The sequence below is a fragment of the Paenibacillus xylanivorans genome (assembly GCF_001280595.1).
GTDB classification, from domain to species: Bacteria; Bacillota; Bacilli; order Paenibacillales; family Paenibacillaceae; genus Paenibacillus; species Paenibacillus xylanivorans.
In genome coordinates this window covers 279,179-299,575 of record NZ_LITU01000082.1, presented here as the reverse complement: position 1 = coordinate 299,575, position 20,397 = coordinate 279,179, and the positions used below count along the sequence as shown (strand labels likewise).

Below are 20,397 nucleotides of genomic sequence, written 5' to 3'. Positions count from 1 at the left end.
CAGAGAATAATCTCTGAAATGAAAATCGATACATCACGGAATGTGTGTATGGTTTTCAGTTCCACAATGATTTTAAGAAGCTATGCTTCGACAAATCGCGTTTGGTGGCGATGGCGGAGGGGTTCCACACGTACCCATCCCGAACACGACCGTTAAGCCCTCTAGCGTCGATGGTACTTGGACCGCAGGGTCCTGGGAGAGTAGGACGCCGCCAAGCAATCGAAAGACACGATCGTATATAAGCGATCGTGTCTTTTTCTGTTATTATGATTTTAGGAATTATAACTACCATAGGCTGTCTTATTTATCTCAGTCCGTAGAGATAAAACTCATTTTATACATAAAATACTGGCCTTCCCATCATTGAAGCTGTGATACAATAGGTGAGGTCTATATAGAAACGGAAACACGCATGAGTACGAGGAGGAACTGGAACACGATGAAATCAGCACCGTTTATTGCAGTGGAAGGTCCCATTGGAGCGGGGAAAACAACGTTGGCAACGATGCTTTCCCAGGAATTGAATCTTCCGCTGGTCAAGGAAATTGTAGAAGAGAATCCCTTTCTGGCTTCCTTCTATCAGGATATAGATGAGTGGAGCTTCCAGCTTGAAATGTTTTTTCTATGCAATCGATTCAAGCAACTGGAAGACACGGGTGCTCACTATATTAAACAGAACACTCCCGTTATTTCGGACTATCATATCTATAAAAATATGATTTTTGCCGATCGTACCTTAAAGGGAACGAAACGGGACAAATACCGTCAAATCTATCATCTCTTAACGGATGATCTGCCGAAACCCAATCTGGTGCTTTATATTGAAGCTGAACTCGATACATTGATGAACCGTATCAACAAACGTGGACGGTCTTTTGAGCAGGATATGGACCCGGCTTACATGGAACAGTTAATTGCAGATTATAAAACAGGCATGACCTACCTGGCTAGCAGCCCGAATCCGCCGATCATCATTAAGGTGAATGCGGAACAGCTCGATTTTGTAGAACATCCTGAACATTTCAAACAGATTGTTAATCAGGTAAAGGAGTATATCACATGAACAACTATGGCATTCCGGCGAATGCATTAATTACGGTAGCAGGTACCGTAGGGGTGGGTAAATCCACTTTAACAGCGGCACTGGCAGGGCGTTTAAATTTCAAGACTTCTCTTGAGCAAGTCGACCACAATCCATATCTGGAGAAGTTCTATCATGACTTCGAACGTTGGAGCTTCCATTTGCAGATATACTTCTTGGCAGAGCGTTTCAAGGAACAGAAGAAAATCTTTGAACTGGGCGGCGGATTTGTACAGGATCGTTCCATCTATGAGGACACAGGCATCTTTGCGCAAATGCATGCGGATCAGGGAACAATGTCGGCTACGGATTTCGAAACGTACAGCAGTTTATTTGAAGCTATGGTGATGACACCGTATTTCCCTCATCCGGATGTACTAATTTATCTGGAAGGCAGCTTGCCATCCATTCTGAATCGAATTACGGAACGCGGACGGGAAATGGAGATCCAGACGGACCGTTCCTACTGGGAGCATATGCATGAGCGCTATTCGGTATGGATTAATCAATTTACAGCCTGTCCGGTACTGCGTTTGAACATCGATGAGTATGATGTGAATGATCCAGCATCGGTGGATGCTATTTTGGCGCAGATTGCTGCTGTCATTAATCCTTCCAAGGAAGCTCAATTGTAAATTTTTTTATATCTCAAGATGCCATTAGTTAGATTCATATAGTCATCCCCTCTACGCAAGCGAAAGCTTCTAGAGGGGATATTTTTCGTCATTTTGTAAGAGGAGAATTCTCAAAAGATGTTTTTGACTTATGCATTGTTAAGTAATACAAGAACCAGACGGCATGTCTCTGCTCATCCGTTGCTGCACGCCGAAACGCTTCCTTAATGTAAGGGTCATTTGCTTGATCTGCAACTTGTGAGTAGAACTCAACCGTGTTTTGCTCGTCATTAAAAGCATAATCTATTCCCGCGAAATACTCGGACGGACAATCCGGAGAGATTTGGACCGTAGGTTGCGTACCTGTTAACGAAACATAAATGGCGATGAATTTTTGAAGATGCTCTATTTCATCAAGACGTATCTCTAGAATACGGGCTTTTTCCGCTTCTGTGGGTGCCAATTCTGCCAGTCTTGCGTAGCAGGCAATCGCTGAGGATTCTCCATTAATGGCTTTGGAAATTTGTGCTAACAGCATGTTGTCATTCCGGTAATAGGGAACATAATACATAGGGAGTACTCCTTCCAAACACATTTTAAACAGAATATGCGGTTATTAGGCAGATGTTCCTATTTCTTAAACAGTGAGTGGACGAAACAAAAGTAAAGAGAAATTTGTTGAATAAAAGGAGAATTTGTGGTTTCATAGGATAGGTCAATTCTGGAAAATAAGCATAAGCATGACTCAGGAGGGAAAGTGGACGTGGAAGAGAAACAAGGGATCAAGATCGGCATGCCAATCGTTGGTGGATTATTGGCAGCTGTTATAGGGGGCATTGTGTGGGCAGTGATCGCTGCCATGACAGAAAGAGAGCTTGGGCTCATTGCTATTGTCATTGGGGCGCTTACAGGCTACGCGGTCGTATTGTTCTCGAACAAACAGATCGCGACGGTACATAAAGTTATCGCAGTCATCTTTGCACTTATCGGCATTTTGCTTGGGAAGTATCTGACGGTGGTGTATTTTACATCCGAGTTGTTCAGCGATGCGAGCATGATGGATCTGGTGTTCGATGGTGAGATGGTAAGTGCATTTGTGGAAACCTTTACGGATTATTTCAGCGAGCCGGTTGACCTGTTATTCATCGTACTGGCGATTGTATCGGCATGGCAGATTCCAGGACGAATGGCGAAGACCAGTCTGGCATCGGATGCATCTTCGTCTGATCACGCTCCAAGAGCTTAACTGATCCGACTGGAGAACTCAGAAATTCTCTTTGGATTGTAGTTATGGATGTAAGAAAAAAGTACTCAGAGTGATTGGCTGTAAAAGGCCTGTTCACATTGCGGCTGAGATACGAAAAGAGGGACGTGGCGCCAATGGCGTACGTCTCTTTTTGAATGCATCTAGCAATAGGTGGGTTCGAGTGATGTCCTAATTGCCCAAGAAAGGATATGAATACTTAATGGCGGTGGACATCGGATGATGCAAAATGTAACTAAAGCTTATCGCCTGATTAGCTGTGTCGATCTGCAAAGGCAGTCATGGCATCCCGCATAAATACAGCCAAGCCTTCGCCGAATTGATCAATGTTACGTGTAAAACGTTCGTCGTCCACGTACATCTGCCCCAGCCCTTTGAAGGCATCAGGTGAATAAGTGCCGATAGTGTTCAGATAGCTGTACCATTCCGAGATTCCGGTTTGAGCCTCGGCAGAGGTTGGGGCCGTGTGACGAATTGCTGCAAGACGGGTGTAGATTGAATTCATTTGATCGGATAGAGCTTTTTGCTTTTCAGGAGGCTGGTTCTGCAATTTTTGGTTAGCCTGGTCCACCGCGTGGTCTCCCCAACGTTCTCGCGCCTCCTGTTCATACGGATTATGACTGAAATTGAAACCTTCGAATTGTTCTTTGGCTGTCATCTTAATCTCTCCTCTCACGTGTTGAACCGATTTATCAATGGTGGCAATCATTTGGTCCAATCGCTGGCGTTTCTCCAGCAGTATACGGCGATGCATATTTAGGGCTTCCTCCTGATCGAAAGAGGGATTGTTTATAATCTCCTTGATATCTTTCAGAGAGAAATCGAGTTCTTTGAAAAATAAAATCTGCTGCAGCATTTCCAGATTGGCATCTGAATACAGTCGATACCCGGCAGAAGTCACTTCGTCCGGTGTTAACAGTCCGATCTCATCATAATGATGCAGTGTGCGCACACTGATCCCGACAAGTTCGGCCAGTTCTTTTACTTTCATGGCCATGATTGAAACCTCCTTACACCACCGATTGTACAGCGTCACGTTACGTGAGAGTCAACAGGAGAAAATGAAAAAACAAGATGCGAGCACGGAAACCGCATCTTGAGAATGGATTGGGTGACTGAATGGCCGGGAGAGAGCAGGGCATTGTTAGGCTGCACCATGCACTTGGTGCAGCACACGGGCTGGCGGTGCAGGGAGCGCATGGCTACGCCTGCATCCCGCGCACCGCCGCAGCGAACTGCGCAGCCGCTGTGCGCACATCGGCCGCGCCCGCGATGGCGGAGATGACGGCTACGCCGTCGGCTCCAGCCGCCATCACGGCGGCCGTGGTATCGGGCGTAATGCCGCCGATACCCACCACCGGAACTGCGATGCCTGCGGCGCGCAGTTCGGCAACCCCGGCGGGGCCCAGCACAGCGTGGGCATCCGCTTTGGACCGCGTCGGGTACATGGGTCCGACGCCAAGATAGTCGGCGCCCGCCTGCACCGCACGGCGGGCTTCCAGCGCGGAGTGGGCGGATACGCCAAGCATCCGCGCTTCTCCGATGCGGGCGCGTACCAGCGCCGCGTCCGCATCGTCCTGGCCGACATGCACGCCGTCGGCCTCCACCGCCACAGCCAGCTCCACATCATCGTTCACGATGAACGGTATGCCGTGCTGGCTGCACACCTCGCGAAGCCGCATCGCAAGCGTGATGCGTGCTTCGCCAACCAGAGCGCCAGTTCCTTTTTCCCGGAACTGGAACAGTGTAATGCCGCCAGCGATGGCTTGGCGCAGCACCTCCACCGGGTCACGCGTCGTATTCATGCTGCCCATCACCAAATACACCTGCATCGCACGGCGTATCGCTTCTGCATCCAGATGGAGCATCACTGCTCACCCCGCAGTCTGCGCTGATACGCAAAATGATTCGTCGGCCCATGCCCGGCCCCAATCCCAAGCTCATCTTCAATGGCTGCCTGAATGAATGCTCGCGCGGTCGTGACGGCAGCGAGCACAGATGAGCCCTTCGCCAATTCGGCAGTAATGGCCGCAGAATACGTACATCCCGTTCCATGGGTATGTCGTGTCACCACCCGAACATTCTCCAGGTAATGAAAAGACTGCCCATCATAGAGAACATCGACAATCATGCCACTTCCTTCATCATGACCACCCTTCACCAAAGCATACGTGGAGCCCATCTGCACGATCCGCTTTGCAGCTTCTTCACGCTGACTCAAATTCATAATGGACATCTTGGTGAGCAGCTCAGCTTCCGGAATGTTCGGTGTCGTGATCAGTGCATGAGGCAGTAACTCTGTAATTAGCGCCTGAACGGCTTCCTGTTGTAGCAGGGGGGCACCTCCCTTGGCAACCATAACCGGATCGATGACCAGATTGGACCAGCTATATTGCTGCCATTTCTCGGCGACCAATCGAATAATTTGGGCACTGTAGAGCATGCCCGTCTTTACTGATGTAGGTTGAAAATCATCCCCGGTGGAATCCAACTGTTGAGCGATACCCTCATATGAGATAGGGAAGACGCCCTGCACACCTGTTGTATTTTGGGCAGCAATGGCTGTAATTACAGTCATGCCGTATACGCCGAGCTCCTGAAAGGTCTTCAGATCGGCTTGAATTCCGGCGCCGCCACCATTATCGGAACCTGCAATCGTCAAAGCCTGCGCAATACTCATTGCGCACCTCCATCAATCTGGCGAACCCGTGCCCGCTCTGCGAGAATGTCAGGTGTTACTTGGGCCAGTTGATTCAGCAATTCGATCTGGAAGCTGCCCGGACCCTGGTCAGCGGTACGTTCCGCCGCAATCTCTGCTGCAACGCCATAGAAAGCAAGAGCTTCCACAACACTGCCCAGCAAGTCTTCACCCGGTCTCGCTATGGCTGCAAAAGCACCAATCACCGAGCTGAGTAAGCAGCCTGCACCAGTCACTTGGGTAAGCAAGGCATGTCCATTACTCGTCAGGAACGTCGTTTGTCCATCCGTAATGACATCCTCTCGTCCGGTAATGACGACAACACAGCCGAGTCTTTGTGCTGCCCGTTCCGCTATTCCGATTCGATCCCCCTCGCCTTGACCTGCATCCACGCCTTTGATGCTCCAGCTCTCACCGATAACATTGGAGACTTCAGCCACATTGCCACGCAACACTGTGAGGCGAAGCTCACGAATGAGCATTTGAACGGTTTCCGTTCGGTAGGCAGTTGCTCCAGCTCCAACCGGATCGAGCACAACAGGTACGTTATTTGCATTAGCCGATTGCCCAGCCAGGCGGATCGCTTCCACAACCCTTTCTTCGAGAGTGCCAATATTCAGTACAACCGCTCCCGACATCTTGGCGACATCAGCGACTTCTTCATGCGCATAGGCCATAAAGGGAGATGCACCGAGTGCAAGTAAACCGTTGGCTGTAAAGGGAGCCACGACAATATTCGTAATGTTATGAATAAGTGGATTTTGGGTACGAACACGTTCCAGATAAGACATATGAGTTCCTCCTTATTAATAAGCAATTTGATCAACAGAAGTAGGAAGGGTAGGATTCACCTTATATATGTTGTTAATTGATCTCATCCAGCAACCCATTTCCTTACTCCCCCTGCAAGTTGATAAAAGCATCCTCAGCCTTCACGGAATCTGGAATCAGTTCACTTTGAACAAGCCATGCGCGTACGTTTTCCCAAGAAGAGGCGTCCTGCCCGCCAAACAGCTGACCTTCTTCATTCATCAGTGGCAGTAAAATATTCAGACTTTTGGTTTCGATCTCCGGGTCAAGTGGAGACGTTTCGTTCTCATGCGCAAGTAGAATGTTAAGCGCTTCCTCGGGGTGCTCTGTCACATATTTCTGTCCTTCCTGCATCGCTTTGATGAAGCGGGTAAGCTGATCCTTTTTCGCTTCAATGCCCGCATCACTTGCAGTGAGGACAAGTTCATAATAATCAGGTACACCATAATCGACGGGATTGATCGATTTCATGGCATGGCCTTCTTTTTCCAAAATCAATTGCTCATGGTTAATAAAACCACCCATAATGGCATTTGCCTGTCCGGAAGCCAGGGAAGGAATCAGGTCAAATCCCACATCCACCAGATTCATCTTGGCGGGATTTCCACCATCCTGGCTGATCATCGTACGCACCATCGCTTCATACAGAGGGATTGAGGAATAGCCGACCGTCAGGCCTTCCAGATCTTTTGGCGACTTCACTTTACCATCTGCTTCAGTCAACAGATGCACGAGCGGATGCCGAACGACAGCTGCAATCGAACGTACAGGAATGTTCTCCCCACGCGCGAGCAAAATTTGCGGCTGGTAGCTTAGTGCCAGATCGATTTTCCCGGCAGCAACAAGCTTGAGTGAGTCATTCGTATCGGCGGGCATCTGGACATCAACATCCAGACCTTGGTCCGTGAAGTAACCTTTCTCCTGGGCAACATAGATGAAGGAATGCACTGCATTCGGGTACCAATCGAGCATGATGGACAGCTTATCTTTGGAATCGGATGACGTTTCGGTCGCAGATGATTCTGTATCTTTTGCATCGGGAGCTGAATCAGTGGCAGGTGTGTTGGTACCCGTATTCCCGCATCCGCTAACGATCAGCATCAGGGTTATAAGAAGGAGGGGGATCAGGGAATAGATATGCTTTTTATTCATAATTTAAAGTTCCTCGTTTCCTTTTTTCTGTTTTAAAATCTATAAGTTCTATATTCAGGAAAAATGAAAATGATTGCGTTGCACAATGAATGCACAGCCGATAGCAGGGGAATTACGCTGAGTCCGTCGCACTGGGTCTACCTCCAGGACTTATCTAGCTTTTCTTCTACCTGCATGACGTTGTGTACCGAATCTTCTCTCCAGCCATGCAATAAGTACAAACAGGGCAATACCAAGCAGAGATAACAGTACAATAGCGGCGAACATGGCATCCGTGTTCATGTTGCTCGACATTCTGCGGCTGAAATAGCCGAGTCCCTTGCTTCCGCCGAGCCATTCCCCAATCGTTGCCCCGACCACACAGTAGACCACAGACATTTTTAGTCCTGAAAAGAAGGAGGTCAGGGCAAGCGGAATCTGGAGTTTTCGAAAAATATCCCACTTGCTGGCCCCCATGGTCAGCAGCAGTTCACGCTGCTCCGGATCACCCTGGCGCAGTCCATCATAGGTGCTTACCACAATCGGAAAGAACGCGATTAGGAATACCACCGCGACCTTGCTCCACAGCGTGTAGCCAAACCACAGGATAAAGACGGGGGACAAGGCGATTAACGGGATCGTCTGACTGATCACGATAAAGGGATATAACGCCTTTTCAATAGACCGATTCATATGCATGCCTGTCGCAAGTGCAATACCGGCACCAATGGACAAGCCAAAACCAATGACAACCTCCATCAAGGTAGCAGGCAGATGTGTTGCCAACAAGAGGCGGCGATGCTCATACAGCGAACTGGCAATTGCCGTAGGGGCAGGAATGATGAAGGAGGGCACCCATCCCATACGCACAATCCACTCCCAGATGACAAGCAGCAAGATCATGAGCAAAAGAAACAGACCATAACGGGCAAGCCAAAGCTTTACACTATCCTTCATGCTGTCTCTCAAGTTACCGTTTCGCATGCAATTGTTCCTCCAGTAATCGTCTCATCTGAACGAGAGCCGGTTCGTAGATCATGTCCGAATGTCTTGGACGAGGCAAAGGTACCGTCATATCCTCTAGCTGTTGGTTTTGGCCCCCTGGAGTTAACAGGATAATCCGATCACTGAGCAGCAAGGCTTCTTCAATATCATGGGTGATAAACAACACGGTTTTGCCCAGGCCTTCCCAGAGTTCTATTAGCCAGCGATGCATCTCCCGTTTGGTTAAGGCATCGAGTGCGCCGAATGGTTCATCCAGCAGCATGAGCTGGCCGCCAGTCAGCAAAGTACGCAGCAGCGCGACCCGCTGTCGCATGCCGCCTGACAGCTCGTCCGGATAAGCATGCGCGTAACCGGATAAGCCAAATCTTTCGAGGTCAGCCAGAATGTCTGCTTGCACCCTAACTTTGTCCTGCCGCCCTGAAGCAAATTCGGAGGGGAGTAGGCAATTCTCCATGACGGTTCGCCAGGATAACAGGAGGTCCTTTTGCGGCATGTAGGCCACCTGCCCCAGTCGCTTTCCGTCTTGAATCCATGGAAGTTCAATGGTTCCGTGAGTTGGATCAAGTAGGCCTGCCAGCAGCTTGAAGAGAGTGCTTTTACCGGATCCGCTGGAACCGATGATCGAGACGAATTCGCCTTTTGCTACACGCATCGACACATTGGAGAGCACGGGGGAATCCCTTTTTCCTGGGAAAGCGTAGCTCATGTTGTGAATGGTTATATCGTTATCCATAATTTCGTTCCGTTCCCCCTTGTAACTCAAATTTCAAACTGCGGGATCTCTAATTACACCTTCTGATCTGCTCGCAGAACACGAAAAAGACCCACCCATTTCCGGAGAAATGAGTGGGTCTGTAAGTTCAATTCACATTAAATTTCAACATCAACATGAAAAAATCCGCTTACTGATAGGCCGCTCCACTTCCCTCCGCTGGTATGATCCAGATCAGGTTCAAAGGGTCCGAATCGTTCGATTCGTCTCAGCCGGAAGGCTCCCCTAGTGCAATGTTAAAGATATGCAGTTGTGTGTTCAGCATATATCACATGCAAGTAGAATGTAAAGAGGGTGGCCTGAAAGAAGTGTGAGTTAGAAAGAATACTGGAATCTACACGTTTGAATGTAACAGCGAATCAAGTTCACCGATCAGACGGGTAATCTGCTCAGGTGTGCCAATCGTAATCCGAAGCCAGGTAGGCATACCGAATTCAGCACCGCCGCGGACAGAGATGCCTCTGTTCAGCAAGTCTTTGGTAATCGGGCCACTATCTTGTAACAGATCAACCATGATGAAATTCGTTTCAGAAGGGATGTAGGGTAATTTCCACTGATCAAAGGATTGCATTAGCGTTTCCCGTCCCTGACGATTATAGTGCAGGCAATGAGAGACAAATTCATGATCATCCAAGCTGGCCGAAGCAGCGGCTTGGGATGTGGCTGTCAGACTGATGGGCAACTTGACCCGGTTAATGCCTTCAATGATGCTTTCATTCCCGATGCCATATCCGATTCGCAGGCCGGCAAGTCCATATATTTTGGAGAAGGTCCGCAAAATAATCAGATTATTGTACTGCTCCAGAAGCTTAACCGTATCAGGATAATCCTCACTTTCCGCGAATTCATAGTACGCTTCGTCCAGGACAACCACGACATGGGAGGGAACGTGTTCGAGTAAACCAAGAAGGGCATCTGCCGTGAAAATGGTACCGGTCGGATTATTCGGATTGCACAGCCAGATGATTCGGGTACAAGCATTGATACGTTGGCGGAATTGCTCCAGGTCCAGCGAATGGTTGACCAAAGGCACTTCATGGATGAAACCGCCTGCCAGCAGCGTAGCACCCTTGTACCAGTTAAAGGAGGGCACAGGAATGAGCGATTCCTCGCCGGGATTTAGATAGGCTTGGGCGGTAAGGGTCAGGAGCTCGAATGATCCACTACCAAATACCAGTTGGGATGTACGCACACCCAGTCGCTCCGCAAGTTTGTCACGCAACATTTGGCTGGAGCCGTCGGGGTATTGTGCCAAAAGATCGGAGCCCAGCGATCTGACCGCTTCCGCTGCCAGGGGAGAAGAACCAAACGGATTCTCGTTCGCTGCAAGTCGATCGACACTTTCCAATCCCAACTCCCGACGGATCTGTTCCATGGATTTGGCAGGAGTATAGGCTGGAATTTGATTTAACAGATTTTTAACAGGAGGAGAGGGAACGGGTGAAAGGGATTGCATAATCATGCCTTCTTTCCAGTGGAATTAGATCGAGAATGATATCTGTTTCTGGGCAATCTGCTGTGGAGTCTCTTGTGGAGGAGTCAACAACCGATTCAGAATCAGGTTTTCAAAATGAGCAAACCCGCTGTCCCGAATGCGTGGCCGTTCCAGCGTAATTCGGGTATCCATCGTAATATGACCATCCTCAATTAACAGTACTCTGTCTGCAAGCGCAACCGCTTCGCTGACATCATGAGTGACCAGAATGACAGTGAGCCCTTCTTCTACCCACAAGCGTTCGATTAATTGCTGCATCTCAATTCGGGTCAATGCATCCAATGCACCCAGCGGTTCATCCAGCAGCAGTAAGCGCGGATGACTTGCGAGTGCCCGCGCAAGGGCGACACGTTGTTTTTGCCCGCCAGATAATACCCCCGGCCAGTCGCCTTCACGCTCTCCGAGACCTACATTGCGAAGCGACTGGCGTGCATCTTCCTTGTTCTTGTCGGGGATGCCCAGCCGTACATTGTCGAGCACGGATTTCCAAGGCAGCAGCCGAGCTTCCTGAAACAGAAACCGTGTCTCGGGTGCCGTACTGCCAAGCTTTCTGTTGTCCAGCATAACGCTCCCGGAAGAGGGGGCTTCCAGCCCAGCGATCAGACGCAGTAAAGTACTTTTGCCACAACCGCTTCGTCCGACGATGGCTACAAATTCCCCTTGTCTTACATTGACGTTGATGTCGGATAGAATCGTCCGCTGATCATACGATTTCTGAACCCCATCTACTTGAAGAAAAGGACTGATCTGACTTGTACTCATGAATTAATTCACGCTCCTTTGGCTTTACTTGCGAGATAGAGCCGGGTTCCAGCGTAGCCAGCGCCGTTCCAGCCATTTGGCGATGGTATCGGACAGCTTGCCCAGCAGAGCATACAGCAGAATGCTTAAGACGATCACATCCATTTGCATGAATTCCCGCGCGTTCATCGCCATATACCCAATTCCCGCATCCGCCGCAACCGTCTCGGCTACGATGAGTGTTAGCCACATGATGCCAAGTGCATAGCGAATGCCCACCAGAATGGAAGGCAGTGCACCAGGCAGGATAATGTCCTTATAAAGGGACCAACGGCTGAGGCCATATACTTTGCCCATTTCAATCAGACCGGGATCGACCGATCGTATGCCGTGGAACGTGTTCAGATATACCGGAAAGAATACACCCAGGGAAACGAGAAATAATTTTGCTTCTTCACCGATTCCGAACCACACAATAACGAGAGGAATCAAGGACAGATGTGGAATATTGCGGATCATCTGCACTGAGGAGTCGGCGATCTTTTCCGCAAGGGAGGAGATACCGTTCAGCACACCCAGCAGGAAACCCAGACCTCCACCAATGAGGAATCCTCCCAAAGCCCGCTTGGCGCTGATGCTGATGTTGTTAAGTAGTTCACCGTTCCCAAGCAGACGAATGAAAGCCTCCAGTACCTGAGCGGGACGTGGCAAAATATTGGCTGCAACGACGCCAGATGTAGTGAGCCATTGCCACAGAGCCAGAATGAGTAGTGGTACAACAAAAGGAATGAATCGGTTAAACCATGTCCGCTTAAATGTGTTGGACCGCACGTTATGCATACCTCCTTGCTTCGTACTTTATTGGCTACCTGGAGCTGGAAGTTGATCTTGAAGTGCATCACTCCAGAATGTGCTTACATCGACTGCCTGCTCAAAAATTCCCGCTTGCTGAAACGTATCTGCTACGTCCTGTTCCGACTTGATGGCCTCGTCAGAAATGGCAACAATACGTGATGGCCGTTGTGCCTCTCCATCTGTATAGGTTTTAAGGGCTTGCTCCACCGGCTGGTGGGTGTTGTCTGCTGTAATTTGAGCCCATGCATCCTTATTGGCACGAGCCCAATCATTGAATTTGTTGATTCGCTCCAGGTAATCGACAAGCGCCTTTTTCTGTTCCTCATTGGCAAGGGCCTGATCTGAGGCAGCTACTAGAAAGCTGCCAGACAGAATGTCTTTGGCGCTGGCAAGTGTGGTCGCTTCATTCTGATGTGCGGAGATGATGGCATTGCCGTAACTGGCGAGAGCGTCGACTTTACCACTAATCAGCGCACTTAGACCATCAGCTGTCGAAAGTTCGACAGGACTGATATCGCTCCATGTTAATCCGGCTTCCTCCAACATTTTGAGCAGGAAATAGTGGGCTGTTGTATTTTTCACAAAAGCAACTTTCTTGCCGTTCAGGTCAGCAACCGATTTAATCGATGAACCTTTGGGAACAACGACCTCCTGATTTAAGGTGCTGCCTTGTTGTACCGCAATAATTTTGAAGTTTCCACCATTGGCAGCCTGAGATGCAAAAATGGGTGGGATTTCACTGGTTACGCCAAAGTCCAATTGGTTTGCAGCCATCGCTTCAAGGATCAGGTTACCTCCCTGGAATACGTTATAAGTAACTTTATAGGGGGTATCATCGAGTCCGGCGGCTTTCAGCCCCAATTCGAGATTGCCCCATCCAGTCTGACCGACCCGTATGGTAACATCACGATCCGAAGCGGCTGACGCTGCTGTGGGGGTTGTGCCTGTACCCGAGGCCTGATTGTCAGTTCCGGTAGAGCAGCCGGAAATCATCAACAACAGAAGCACGCTCAGAAAGGAAGTTAAAGGGAGAGAGTAGTGGCGGTTTGGACGGATCATAGGGAGGAGACCTCCTTGGTGTATGTACTACTTTCACTGGACTGACAGGATTCTATGAATGTTTGGCCGATACGGTCTGCCTGAAGAATGGCTTCGGTTACCTGCGTTGTGCTAACCCCGAAGGACAGATGTGCCGCACTGCCTTCCCGCAGCTGTAGTCCTGCTGCAATGCGCGCAGCAGCTTCCTGAGACTGTTGTTGTATGCCGAGCTGGGCAAGGGTAATGGGCAGATTTAGCTTGTGCAGCAGGTTGACCTGCTCATGCAGCTCGGCCTCTGCTTTGCCTTCGAGAATCCATTGGGTGAACAGTCCGAAAGCTACCTTTTCTCCATGTAGCGAAGCGTGTGTTTCGGGTAATTTGGTGAGGCTATCATGTAGCCCATGAGCAATCGCGGCATGAAGCGATCCATCGCTAATGCTGCCTACAAGGCCTGCGAGGACGATAATGGCATCGGCAACATCACGGAATTGAGGTGTACTACCGGTTGTATCCGTGGATTCATAGACATCGATGGCGTGCGTTTCAAGAATGTCGAGTGCAAGTTTGGCTGTGCTAACACTGTTTCGCAGGGTAAGGCTGGCGCTGTTTCCGCTGAGGTTGACTGCGAACTCATGCCATTTGACAAGCGTATCGCCAATTCCTGCGGCCAAATATCGTTTGGGCGCATTCGCCAGAATACAGCTGTCGGCCAGAATCAGATTCGGAGAACGGCGAAGAGGTCGATATCCCGCAGCTTGCCCCTGATCGTCATAGAGCACGGTTAAGGCAGACCATGCGGCACAGGTTGCTGCAATGGTTGGAACGGTTACGACCGGTAGATCAGCTTGCTCTGCAACGGCTTTGGACAGATCGAGTACTCTCCCGCCCCCGACACCGATAATCAGATCGACGTTCAGCCCGAAAGCTTGCTGTGTGAAAGCATCAATCTGATCTGTTGTAACCTCGCCCCGAAACAACTGCACATGGAACTTGACCTGATGCGCCTCCAGTGAAGGTAGAAGGTAAGGCTGTACGGCTTTCAATGCAGACTCACCGGCGATGATGAGAACATGCTGTCCAAGTTGTGCAATCCGCGAACCGCTTTGTTCAAGAATATTAGCCTCTTGAACATATACTGTGGGTGCCTTAACAGTAATCATGAATACACTCTCCTTATAGCTTATTATTCTTACGTTTTAACTTGGTTTTAAATTGTTTAAATTCTAGCATTGCGTTTCAGCAACCACAATAACCCGGACAATCAATACATCCTATACTTCGATTGAAAGAATCTATAGGTGAACGTAATTAATGGATTTGAGGAGAAAAGGAATTAAACATACTGGTCGATTTACCTCTGCTCTCTAACCCGATATAATAGTGGTGGCACATATGGGCCGGATCACAAATGAGGGTGGGACTGTTCTCCCTCCTGAGCAGAATGGGGACCCCGAGTTGAAAACGTTCAAGAAAGTATATATTGAGATCACAAGCATATGTAATCTGGCATGTAGCTTCTGCCCGCAGACCAAACGTGCCAAAAATTTCATTGACCCTGAAGTCTTCAACAATATATTGGATCAGATTAAACCCCATACCAAACATATTTATTTACATGTCAAAGGTGAGCCGTTACTTCATCCCAAAATTGATCTGTTACTGGATTCCGCGCATGAGAAGGGATTCAAGGTCAACATTACGACGAACGGAACACTGCTGCCCAAGACCCAGCACAAACTGCTCGGCAAACCGGCGCTGCGTCAGATGAACTTTTCCTTGCACAGCTTTGATGGACACGAAGGTTCCACGGACCGCGAGGGTTATCTGGGTAATGTGTTGTCTTTTGTACGGGAAGCAGTGAAGCACAATGTTATTATTTCGTTCCGACTCTGGAATCTGACACAGGATAACTTCACGAATGCCCAGATGAATCGAAACCGTGAGACGCTGGAGGTTCTTGAACAGGAGTTCAATCTGGATTTCCGTATTGAGGAAAAGGTTGTGCCAGGCAGCGGTGTGAAAATTGCGCAGAATGTGTACCTCAATCAGGATCATGAATTCCAGTGGCCAAGTCTGGATGCACCGGAAGATGACGGTAAAGGCTTCTGTCATGCGCTTCGTAGTCAAGCAGCTGTGCTTGTCGATGGAACTGTGGTTCCATGCTGTCTCGATGGTGAGGGTGTAATTAACTTGGGCAACGTTCACGAAAAGTCGTTCTCCGAGATTGTGGATGGTGAACGAGCCAACAATCTGTTCTATGGTTTCTCCAAACGGGAAGCGGTGGAGGAATTATGTCGGAAGTGCGGATATCGTCAACGGTTTGGAGCCTAAAGCGTAATTTAATAAATATAATTAGATTCAAAATAATAGAGATCACATTGTCTGGAAACAGATGAAGTGGTCTTTCGTTTTTTCTAGAGCGATAAAGGAGCATATGACCATAGATTACGAGTTGTAAATGAAGCATACCCGAAGTTGAGATTAGCACATTGCACAATGGAGAACGATGCAATAAATACCGAGATTACAGGTATAATGCTGTCGTTTCTATATCTAAGCTAATGATTATTATCGTAACATTCCTTTTTTGGTAGGATCAGGGTAGGTTCCAAGCCAGAGGTGCACCTCTGATCGGTTCCTTGAGGACAAGCCCATGCTTGTACGCCAATTCATCAGAATAAGGGAGGATTTATATTATGAAAAAAATGTTGACGTTGTTGCTGTCCGCCGGTCTGGTCGCTTCATTATTCGGTGCAATTCCAGCTTTTGCTGCACCTACCGTTGTAAACTCAACGATTATTGTAGCCAAGGGTGAAACTTTTGATGGCAAAGGCAAAACCTATGTAGCCAATCCCTCCACACTGGGAGATGGATCCCAAGCGGAAGATCAGAAGCCGGTATTTCGATTGGAGGCAGGTGCCACACTCAAAAATGTGATTATCGGTTCTCCTGCAGCTGACGGTGTTCATTGTTACGGTAACTGCACGATTTCAAATGTGGTTTGGGAGGATGTGGGGGAGGATGCTCTGACTCTGAAATCAGCCGGAACGGTCAACATTACGGGCGGGGCAGCTTACAAGGCCTATGATAAAGTGTTTCAAATCAATGCAGCGGGGACGATTAACATTAAAAATTTCCGTGCAGACGATATTGGCAAGCTGGTGCGTCAAAATGGCGGAACAACCTTCGCGGTAAACATGACACTCGATAACTCGGACATTTCCAATGTCAAAGATTCCATTATGCGTACGGACAGTAGTACATCACAAGGGAAAATTACAAATACCCGTTACTCCAAAGTACCGACCTTGTTTAAAGGCTTTGCATCAGGCAAAACAAGTCAATCCGGGAATATACAATATTAAAAGCAGAGCGTATCGGTCCGCAATAATTATCCTATAAACGATATGAAGCTAACAATTAAAGGGGCTGTCCCATAAGTCATGACAATGACGGAGGACATCCCTTGTTGGCGTTATTTTGGTCTAATGAACATGGCACACGTTATTCGCTCCCCATGTGCACTGTTGTGAGATGTCAGAAGCATATTTCCACAAGCAAAAACATATATTTAATCACTCTTTCCGCTAGGCTAAACTTGATTTTCTGTTATCGGGATTGTCACAAATACCCATGTGTTGTACAGTAGAAACAAGAAAAAAGTGAACCGGGAGCTCAATGAAGTTGGGCTGAGAGAGCGGCCTTGTGCCGCTGACCGTATATCTGATCTGGGTAATGCCAGCGTAGAGAACATGAATTTGCGATGTGTGCAATGGTAAGGATAAGGGATAAATGATAAATGTCAGCGTTTCTTGGGTGCAGCGGGATTTTTTCTGATGTGACGGGGATGGTGTCGTTTGTTTTCAACTTTCTCTATATCTGCCTAATCCGTAGCATCGTGAGCATTGTAAACTGTGCGTATGGCCTGCCTGGGAACCGGTGAGGCTTTTTTTGTTTGTTTTATTGTTTATTTTATAAACCAAGGGAAACAGAGGAAGGAAGTAGAGAACATGTCAACAGCAGTAGGCAGCAACAGATTGAAGTTAACCGATATTTTGGTAACGATTGTGATTGCGGTGGTATTCGGGGTGATCTACAAAATATGGGGACCTACGTATGACCTGATGAAGCCATTCGGAGTACATGCGGAGCAGATGATTTACGGTATGTGGTTTATGGCGGGCACGTTTGCTTTTGTCATTATTCGCAAGCCGGGTGTAGCCATTCTGGCTGAAGTTGCAGCATCAACGGTGAGTGCTTTTCTCGGAAGTGAATGGGGCATGTCGACACTGGTGTATGGGTTGTTGCAAGGCCTGGGAGCAGAGATCTTCTTCGCCGCATTTCTGTATCGAAAAAGCAATCTGTTCGTCACCTGCCTTGCGGCTATTGGTGCAGCGGCAGCTTCGCTTGTACTGGATTACCAGTACGGATACATTGATTCCCTCTCGGCTTGGAACTATACACTGTTTATCGGTTTCCGCTTCATTGGAAGCATTCTGATTGCGGGTGTATTCGCCTATTATCTTGCCAAGGCGCTGGAGCTTACAGGTGTAACGCGCTCCCTCAGACCGGTGTCGAAGCAGGATTATGAGGCACTGGACTAGATGAATGATGTGGGGAATGCGCAGGCGGTAGGTGTAACGAATCTAAGATGCAAGTTCCCGGGAGAGAAGGCCTTGGTGTTTCAAGGCTTGTCTCTCTCTGTGCGTCAGGGGGAAAAAGTGTTGTTGCTTGGACCAAGCGGTTCTGGCAAATCGACCTTGCTGCAAATTTTGAGTGGTCTGATTCCACGATCTGTGGAAATTCCGATGAAATGTGATGACATTCAGGTTCCTGAGCAGCCCGGTATTGTTTTTCAAGATCCGGATACCCAGTTCTGTATGTCATATACGGATGAAGAGATTGCTTTTGTACTGGAAAACCGGAATATTCCACGTGAGCAGATGCCTGCTCTTATCCATCAATACCTGGAACAGGTAGGGTTATGTTTTGAACATAATCGTACACTCATTCAATCCATGTCTCAGGGCATGAAGCAGCGTCTTGCGATGGCTTCGATTCTGGCCATGGAGCCAGAAGTTCTCTATTTGGATGAACCAACGGCACTGCTGGATGATGAAGGAACCTCTCAGGTATGGGATACGGTGAAACAGATTGCACAGGACAAAACACTCATTATCGTTGAACATAAAATTAATGAAATTGTCGAGTGGGTAGACCGAATCATCGTTTTGTCGCCTGAAGGAAAGCTTGTGGCGGATGGCCCGGCGAATCAGGTGTTTACAGATGAGCGGAAGATGCTGAGAGAATACGGAATCTGGTATCCAGGGGTTTGGGAAGAGCGAGGCCAGACGAAGGCACAGGTGTCGGTCACAGGAGAGCCTAATCGTTATGGGGACATAGAAACTGAAAGTATAGGTAACAAGAAGGAGCGAGCTGCTGCTCTGATCCAGCCAGCCTTGGAAATGCAGCAATTCACTGGATGGCGCGGGAAAACGCCGTTCATTCAGGTGGAACAGGCCAAGATATGGCATGGAGATTGGGTGGGGATTGTCGGAGCTAACGGGGCAGGTAAAAGTTCATTATTGCTGTCCATGATGAATATCCTAAAAACGACAGGTCATTATATTGTGGAAGGACAATCGTCCGGAAAAACCGAGCAGCTTGCAGATCGCATTGCCTTTGTATTCCAGAATCCTGAATTTCAATTTGTGACGAATACGGTCCGGGAAGAAGTGGGATTTTCCTTGCTGGGCAGCAAACTAACTGCCGAAGAAAGAGATGTTCGAACTGATCATATGCTGGAGCAATTCGGACTGACAGAGCTGTCCGAGCGGCATCCCTACCAACTGTCGATGGGACAGAAACGCCGCTTGAGTGTAGCGTCTGCAATGGTGCGCGAACAGCGTATTTTGTTACTGGATGAGCCTACATTTGGACAGGATGCGCGCAATACCTTTGCCATGCTGTCACAGCTGGAGCGGTTGCGGCGTGATGGGACCGCCATTGTGATGGTTACACATGACCGTGAAATCGTGAACAGGTATTGCACAAAAGTCTGGACGGTGGATAAGGGGAGGTTAACCGATGCAACTCTCGTTTCCTCATCGTGAGACTTGGCTTCACGCGGTGAATCCGGGGTTAAAAATGATTTTCATGACATTGCTATTTGTCTTCGTCATTCTTGTACACAACCTGAATGTAATGGCTAATGTGGCAATTGTCATGCTGTTATTGCTGGGCTGGACAGGTCACCCATGGCCCAGATTATTGCTGTATGCGTCTCCGTTCATTCTGGTATTTATCTCCACCTCCACAGGTATGATCATGTTTGGTAAAGGAGAGACCACCTGGTTTAAGTGGGGATTAATTCATATTACCGAGGAGAGCTTCTATCGTGGGTTACATCTGGGATTTCGTTCGCTAAGTATGGCGGCTGCTGGATTGTTGTTCGGCCTTACGACCAAGCCTGTTCGTCTCTTTTATTCCCTCATGCAGCAGTGGAGGCTCCCACCCAAGTATGCCTATAGCTTTTTGGCGGCCATGCGCATGATTCCGATTTTGCTGGAGGAATTCCAGACGCTGCGTTATGCCATCCGCATTCGGGGAAAGAGGCAGCGCGGCTCCCGTTGGAATGTATACGGCATCCTGAAACGATATGCTATTCCACTACTTGCACAGAGTATTCGCCGTGCGCAGCGTATGGCGGTGGCGATGGAAGCGAAAGGATTCAAGGAAGCCGGGAGCCGGACCTATTACATTCAGATCGGGTATTCCCAAGCGGATGTATGGTTTGTGGGGTATTTTATCATCATGTTGACGGCTGCTTATATATTGGGAATCACATTCCCTTATAATTCAACGCTGGTGGATGTAAGGTGAGGCCTGTAATT

Annotated in this window: 21 protein-coding genes, 1 rRNA gene and 1 riboswitch; of the genes, 9 read left to right on the top strand and 13 right to left on the bottom strand. The window is 48.6% G+C overall.

Going from position 1 to position 20,397, the window contains the following annotated elements; all coding sequences use genetic code 11:
* The first annotated feature begins 100 nt into the window (after window positions 1–100).
* The 3 genes from rrf to AMS66_RS29495 all read left to right on the top strand — a co-directional run bounded on the left by rrf (window position 101) and on the right by AMS66_RS29495 (window position 1,716).
* Window positions 101–217: ribosomal RNA gene (gene rrf, locus AMS66_RS29505) — 5S ribosomal RNA — on the top strand.
* Between the two features lie 222 nt (window positions 218–439).
* Window positions 440–1,063, top strand: coding sequence for a deoxynucleoside kinase (locus tag AMS66_RS29500; RefSeq protein ID WP_053784161.1), 624 nt, complete (start codon window positions 440–442; stop codon window positions 1,061–1,063).
* The gene (locus AMS66_RS29495; RefSeq protein WP_053784160.1) at window positions 1,060–1,716 is read left to right on the top strand and encodes a deoxynucleoside kinase; all 657 of its coding nucleotides are present in this window, start codon (window positions 1,060–1,062) and stop codon (window positions 1,714–1,716) included. The genes AMS66_RS29500 and AMS66_RS29495 overlap by 4 nt, the downstream gene beginning before the upstream one ends.
* 88 nt (window positions 1,717–1,804) lie before the next feature.
* Here the strand turns inward: AMS66_RS29495 and AMS66_RS29490 are convergent, their stop codons facing one another.
* Complete coding sequence (locus tag AMS66_RS29490) at window positions 1,805–2,266, bottom strand: ferritin-like domain-containing protein (protein ID WP_053784159.1); 462 nt, start codon at window positions 2,264–2,266, stop codon at window positions 1,805–1,807.
* A 192-nt stretch (window positions 2,267–2,458) separates the two neighbouring features.
* Here AMS66_RS29490 and AMS66_RS29485 point away from each other — a divergent pair, with 192 nt between their 5' ends.
* Window positions 2,459–2,941, top strand: coding sequence for a hypothetical protein (locus AMS66_RS29485; protein ID WP_053784158.1), 483 nt, complete (start codon window positions 2,459–2,461; stop codon window positions 2,939–2,941).
* 271 nt (window positions 2,942–3,212) lie between these two features.
* On the opposite strand, the gene AMS66_RS29480 is transcribed toward AMS66_RS29485, so the two are convergent.
* The 12 genes from AMS66_RS29480 to AMS66_RS29425 all read right to left on the bottom strand — a co-directional run bounded on the left by AMS66_RS29480 (window position 3,213) and on the right by AMS66_RS29425 (window position 14,664).
* Window positions 3,213–3,956 (bottom strand): MerR family transcriptional regulator, encoded by a 744-nt coding sequence (locus tag AMS66_RS29480; protein ID WP_053784157.1) that lies wholly within the window; start codon window positions 3,954–3,956, stop codon window positions 3,213–3,215.
* 205 nt (window positions 3,957–4,161) lie between these two features.
* A complete protein-coding gene (gene thiE / locus AMS66_RS29475; RefSeq protein WP_053784156.1) occupies window positions 4,162–4,827 on the bottom strand; it encodes a thiamine phosphate synthase in 666 nt (221 codons plus the stop codon).
* Window positions 4,827–5,639 (bottom strand): bifunctional hydroxymethylpyrimidine kinase/phosphomethylpyrimidine kinase, encoded by an 813-nt coding sequence (gene thiD, locus AMS66_RS29470; RefSeq protein ID WP_053784155.1) that lies wholly within the window; start codon window positions 5,637–5,639, stop codon window positions 4,827–4,829. Before thiD ends, thiE begins: the two co-directional genes overlap by 1 nt.
* Window positions 5,636–6,448, bottom strand: coding sequence for a hydroxyethylthiazole kinase (thiM, locus tag AMS66_RS29465; protein ID WP_053784154.1), 813 nt, complete (start codon window positions 6,446–6,448; stop codon window positions 5,636–5,638). Before thiM ends, thiD begins: the two co-directional genes overlap by 4 nt.
* A gap of 103 nt (window positions 6,449–6,551) precedes the next feature.
* A complete protein-coding gene (locus AMS66_RS29460; protein WP_053784153.1) occupies window positions 6,552–7,619 on the bottom strand; it encodes an ABC transporter substrate-binding protein in 1,068 nt (355 codons plus the stop codon).
* A gap of 150 nt (window positions 7,620–7,769) precedes the next feature.
* Window positions 7,770–8,582: an ABC transporter permease gene (locus tag AMS66_RS29455; RefSeq protein WP_407944586.1), complete on the bottom strand. Its 813-nt coding sequence runs from the start codon at window positions 8,580–8,582 to the stop codon at window positions 7,770–7,772.
* Window positions 8,569–9,336, bottom strand: coding sequence for an ABC transporter ATP-binding protein (locus AMS66_RS29450; protein WP_053784152.1), 768 nt, complete (start codon window positions 9,334–9,336; stop codon window positions 8,569–8,571). The genes AMS66_RS29455 and AMS66_RS29450 overlap by 14 nt, the downstream gene beginning before the upstream one ends.
* Window positions 9,337–9,509: 173 nt before the next feature.
* Window positions 9,510–9,612: riboswitch (TPP riboswitch) on the bottom strand.
* Between the two features lie 97 nt (window positions 9,613–9,709).
* A complete protein-coding gene (hisC, locus tag AMS66_RS29445; protein ID WP_236703671.1) occupies window positions 9,710–10,837 on the bottom strand; it encodes a histidinol-phosphate transaminase in 1,128 nt (375 codons plus the stop codon).
* Between the two features lie 18 nt (window positions 10,838–10,855).
* Window positions 10,856–11,632 (bottom strand): ATP-binding cassette domain-containing protein, encoded by a 777-nt coding sequence (locus AMS66_RS29440; protein ID WP_053784150.1) that lies wholly within the window; start codon window positions 11,630–11,632, stop codon window positions 10,856–10,858.
* 24 nt (window positions 11,633–11,656) lie between these two features.
* Entirely contained in the window at window positions 11,657–12,442 is a 786-nt protein-coding gene (locus AMS66_RS29435) for an ABC transporter permease subunit (protein WP_236703670.1), read from the bottom strand.
* A 27-nt stretch (window positions 12,443–12,469) separates the two neighbouring features.
* Window positions 12,470–13,525, bottom strand: a complete 1,056-nt coding sequence (locus AMS66_RS29430; protein ID WP_053784148.1) for an ABC transporter substrate-binding protein — start codon at window positions 13,523–13,525, stop codon at window positions 12,470–12,472.
* Window positions 13,522–14,664: an iron-containing alcohol dehydrogenase family protein gene (locus tag AMS66_RS29425; RefSeq protein WP_082350947.1), complete on the bottom strand. Its 1,143-nt coding sequence runs from the start codon at window positions 14,662–14,664 to the stop codon at window positions 13,522–13,524. The genes AMS66_RS29430 and AMS66_RS29425 overlap by 4 nt, the downstream gene beginning before the upstream one ends.
* 295 nt (window positions 14,665–14,959) lie before the next feature.
* Here AMS66_RS29425 and AMS66_RS29420 point away from each other — a divergent pair, with 295 nt between their 5' ends.
* The 5 genes from AMS66_RS29420 (at window position 14,960) to AMS66_RS29400 (ending at window position 20,386) form a co-directional block, all read left to right on the top strand.
* Window positions 14,960–15,835 (top strand): radical SAM/SPASM domain-containing protein, encoded by an 876-nt coding sequence (locus AMS66_RS29420; RefSeq protein WP_053784180.1) that lies wholly within the window; start codon window positions 14,960–14,962, stop codon window positions 15,833–15,835.
* Window positions 15,836–16,200: 365 nt separating this feature from the next.
* Entirely contained in the window at window positions 16,201–16,869 is a 669-nt protein-coding gene (locus AMS66_RS29415; protein ID WP_053784147.1) for a pectate lyase, read from the top strand.
* 645 nt (window positions 16,870–17,514) lie between these two features.
* On the top strand, window positions 17,515–18,108 hold the full coding sequence (locus AMS66_RS29410; RefSeq protein WP_053784146.1) for an ECF transporter S component: 594 nt from the start codon (window positions 17,515–17,517) through the stop codon (window positions 18,106–18,108).
* A complete protein-coding gene (locus AMS66_RS29405) occupies window positions 18,109–19,617 on the top strand; it encodes an ABC transporter ATP-binding protein (RefSeq protein WP_053784145.1) in 1,509 nt (502 codons plus the stop codon).
* Entirely contained in the window at window positions 19,592–20,386 is a 795-nt protein-coding gene (locus AMS66_RS29400) for an energy-coupling factor transporter transmembrane component T family protein (RefSeq protein ID WP_053784144.1), read from the top strand. Before AMS66_RS29405 ends, AMS66_RS29400 begins: the two co-directional genes overlap by 26 nt.
* The last annotated feature ends 11 nt before the right edge of the window (window positions 20,387–20,397 follow it).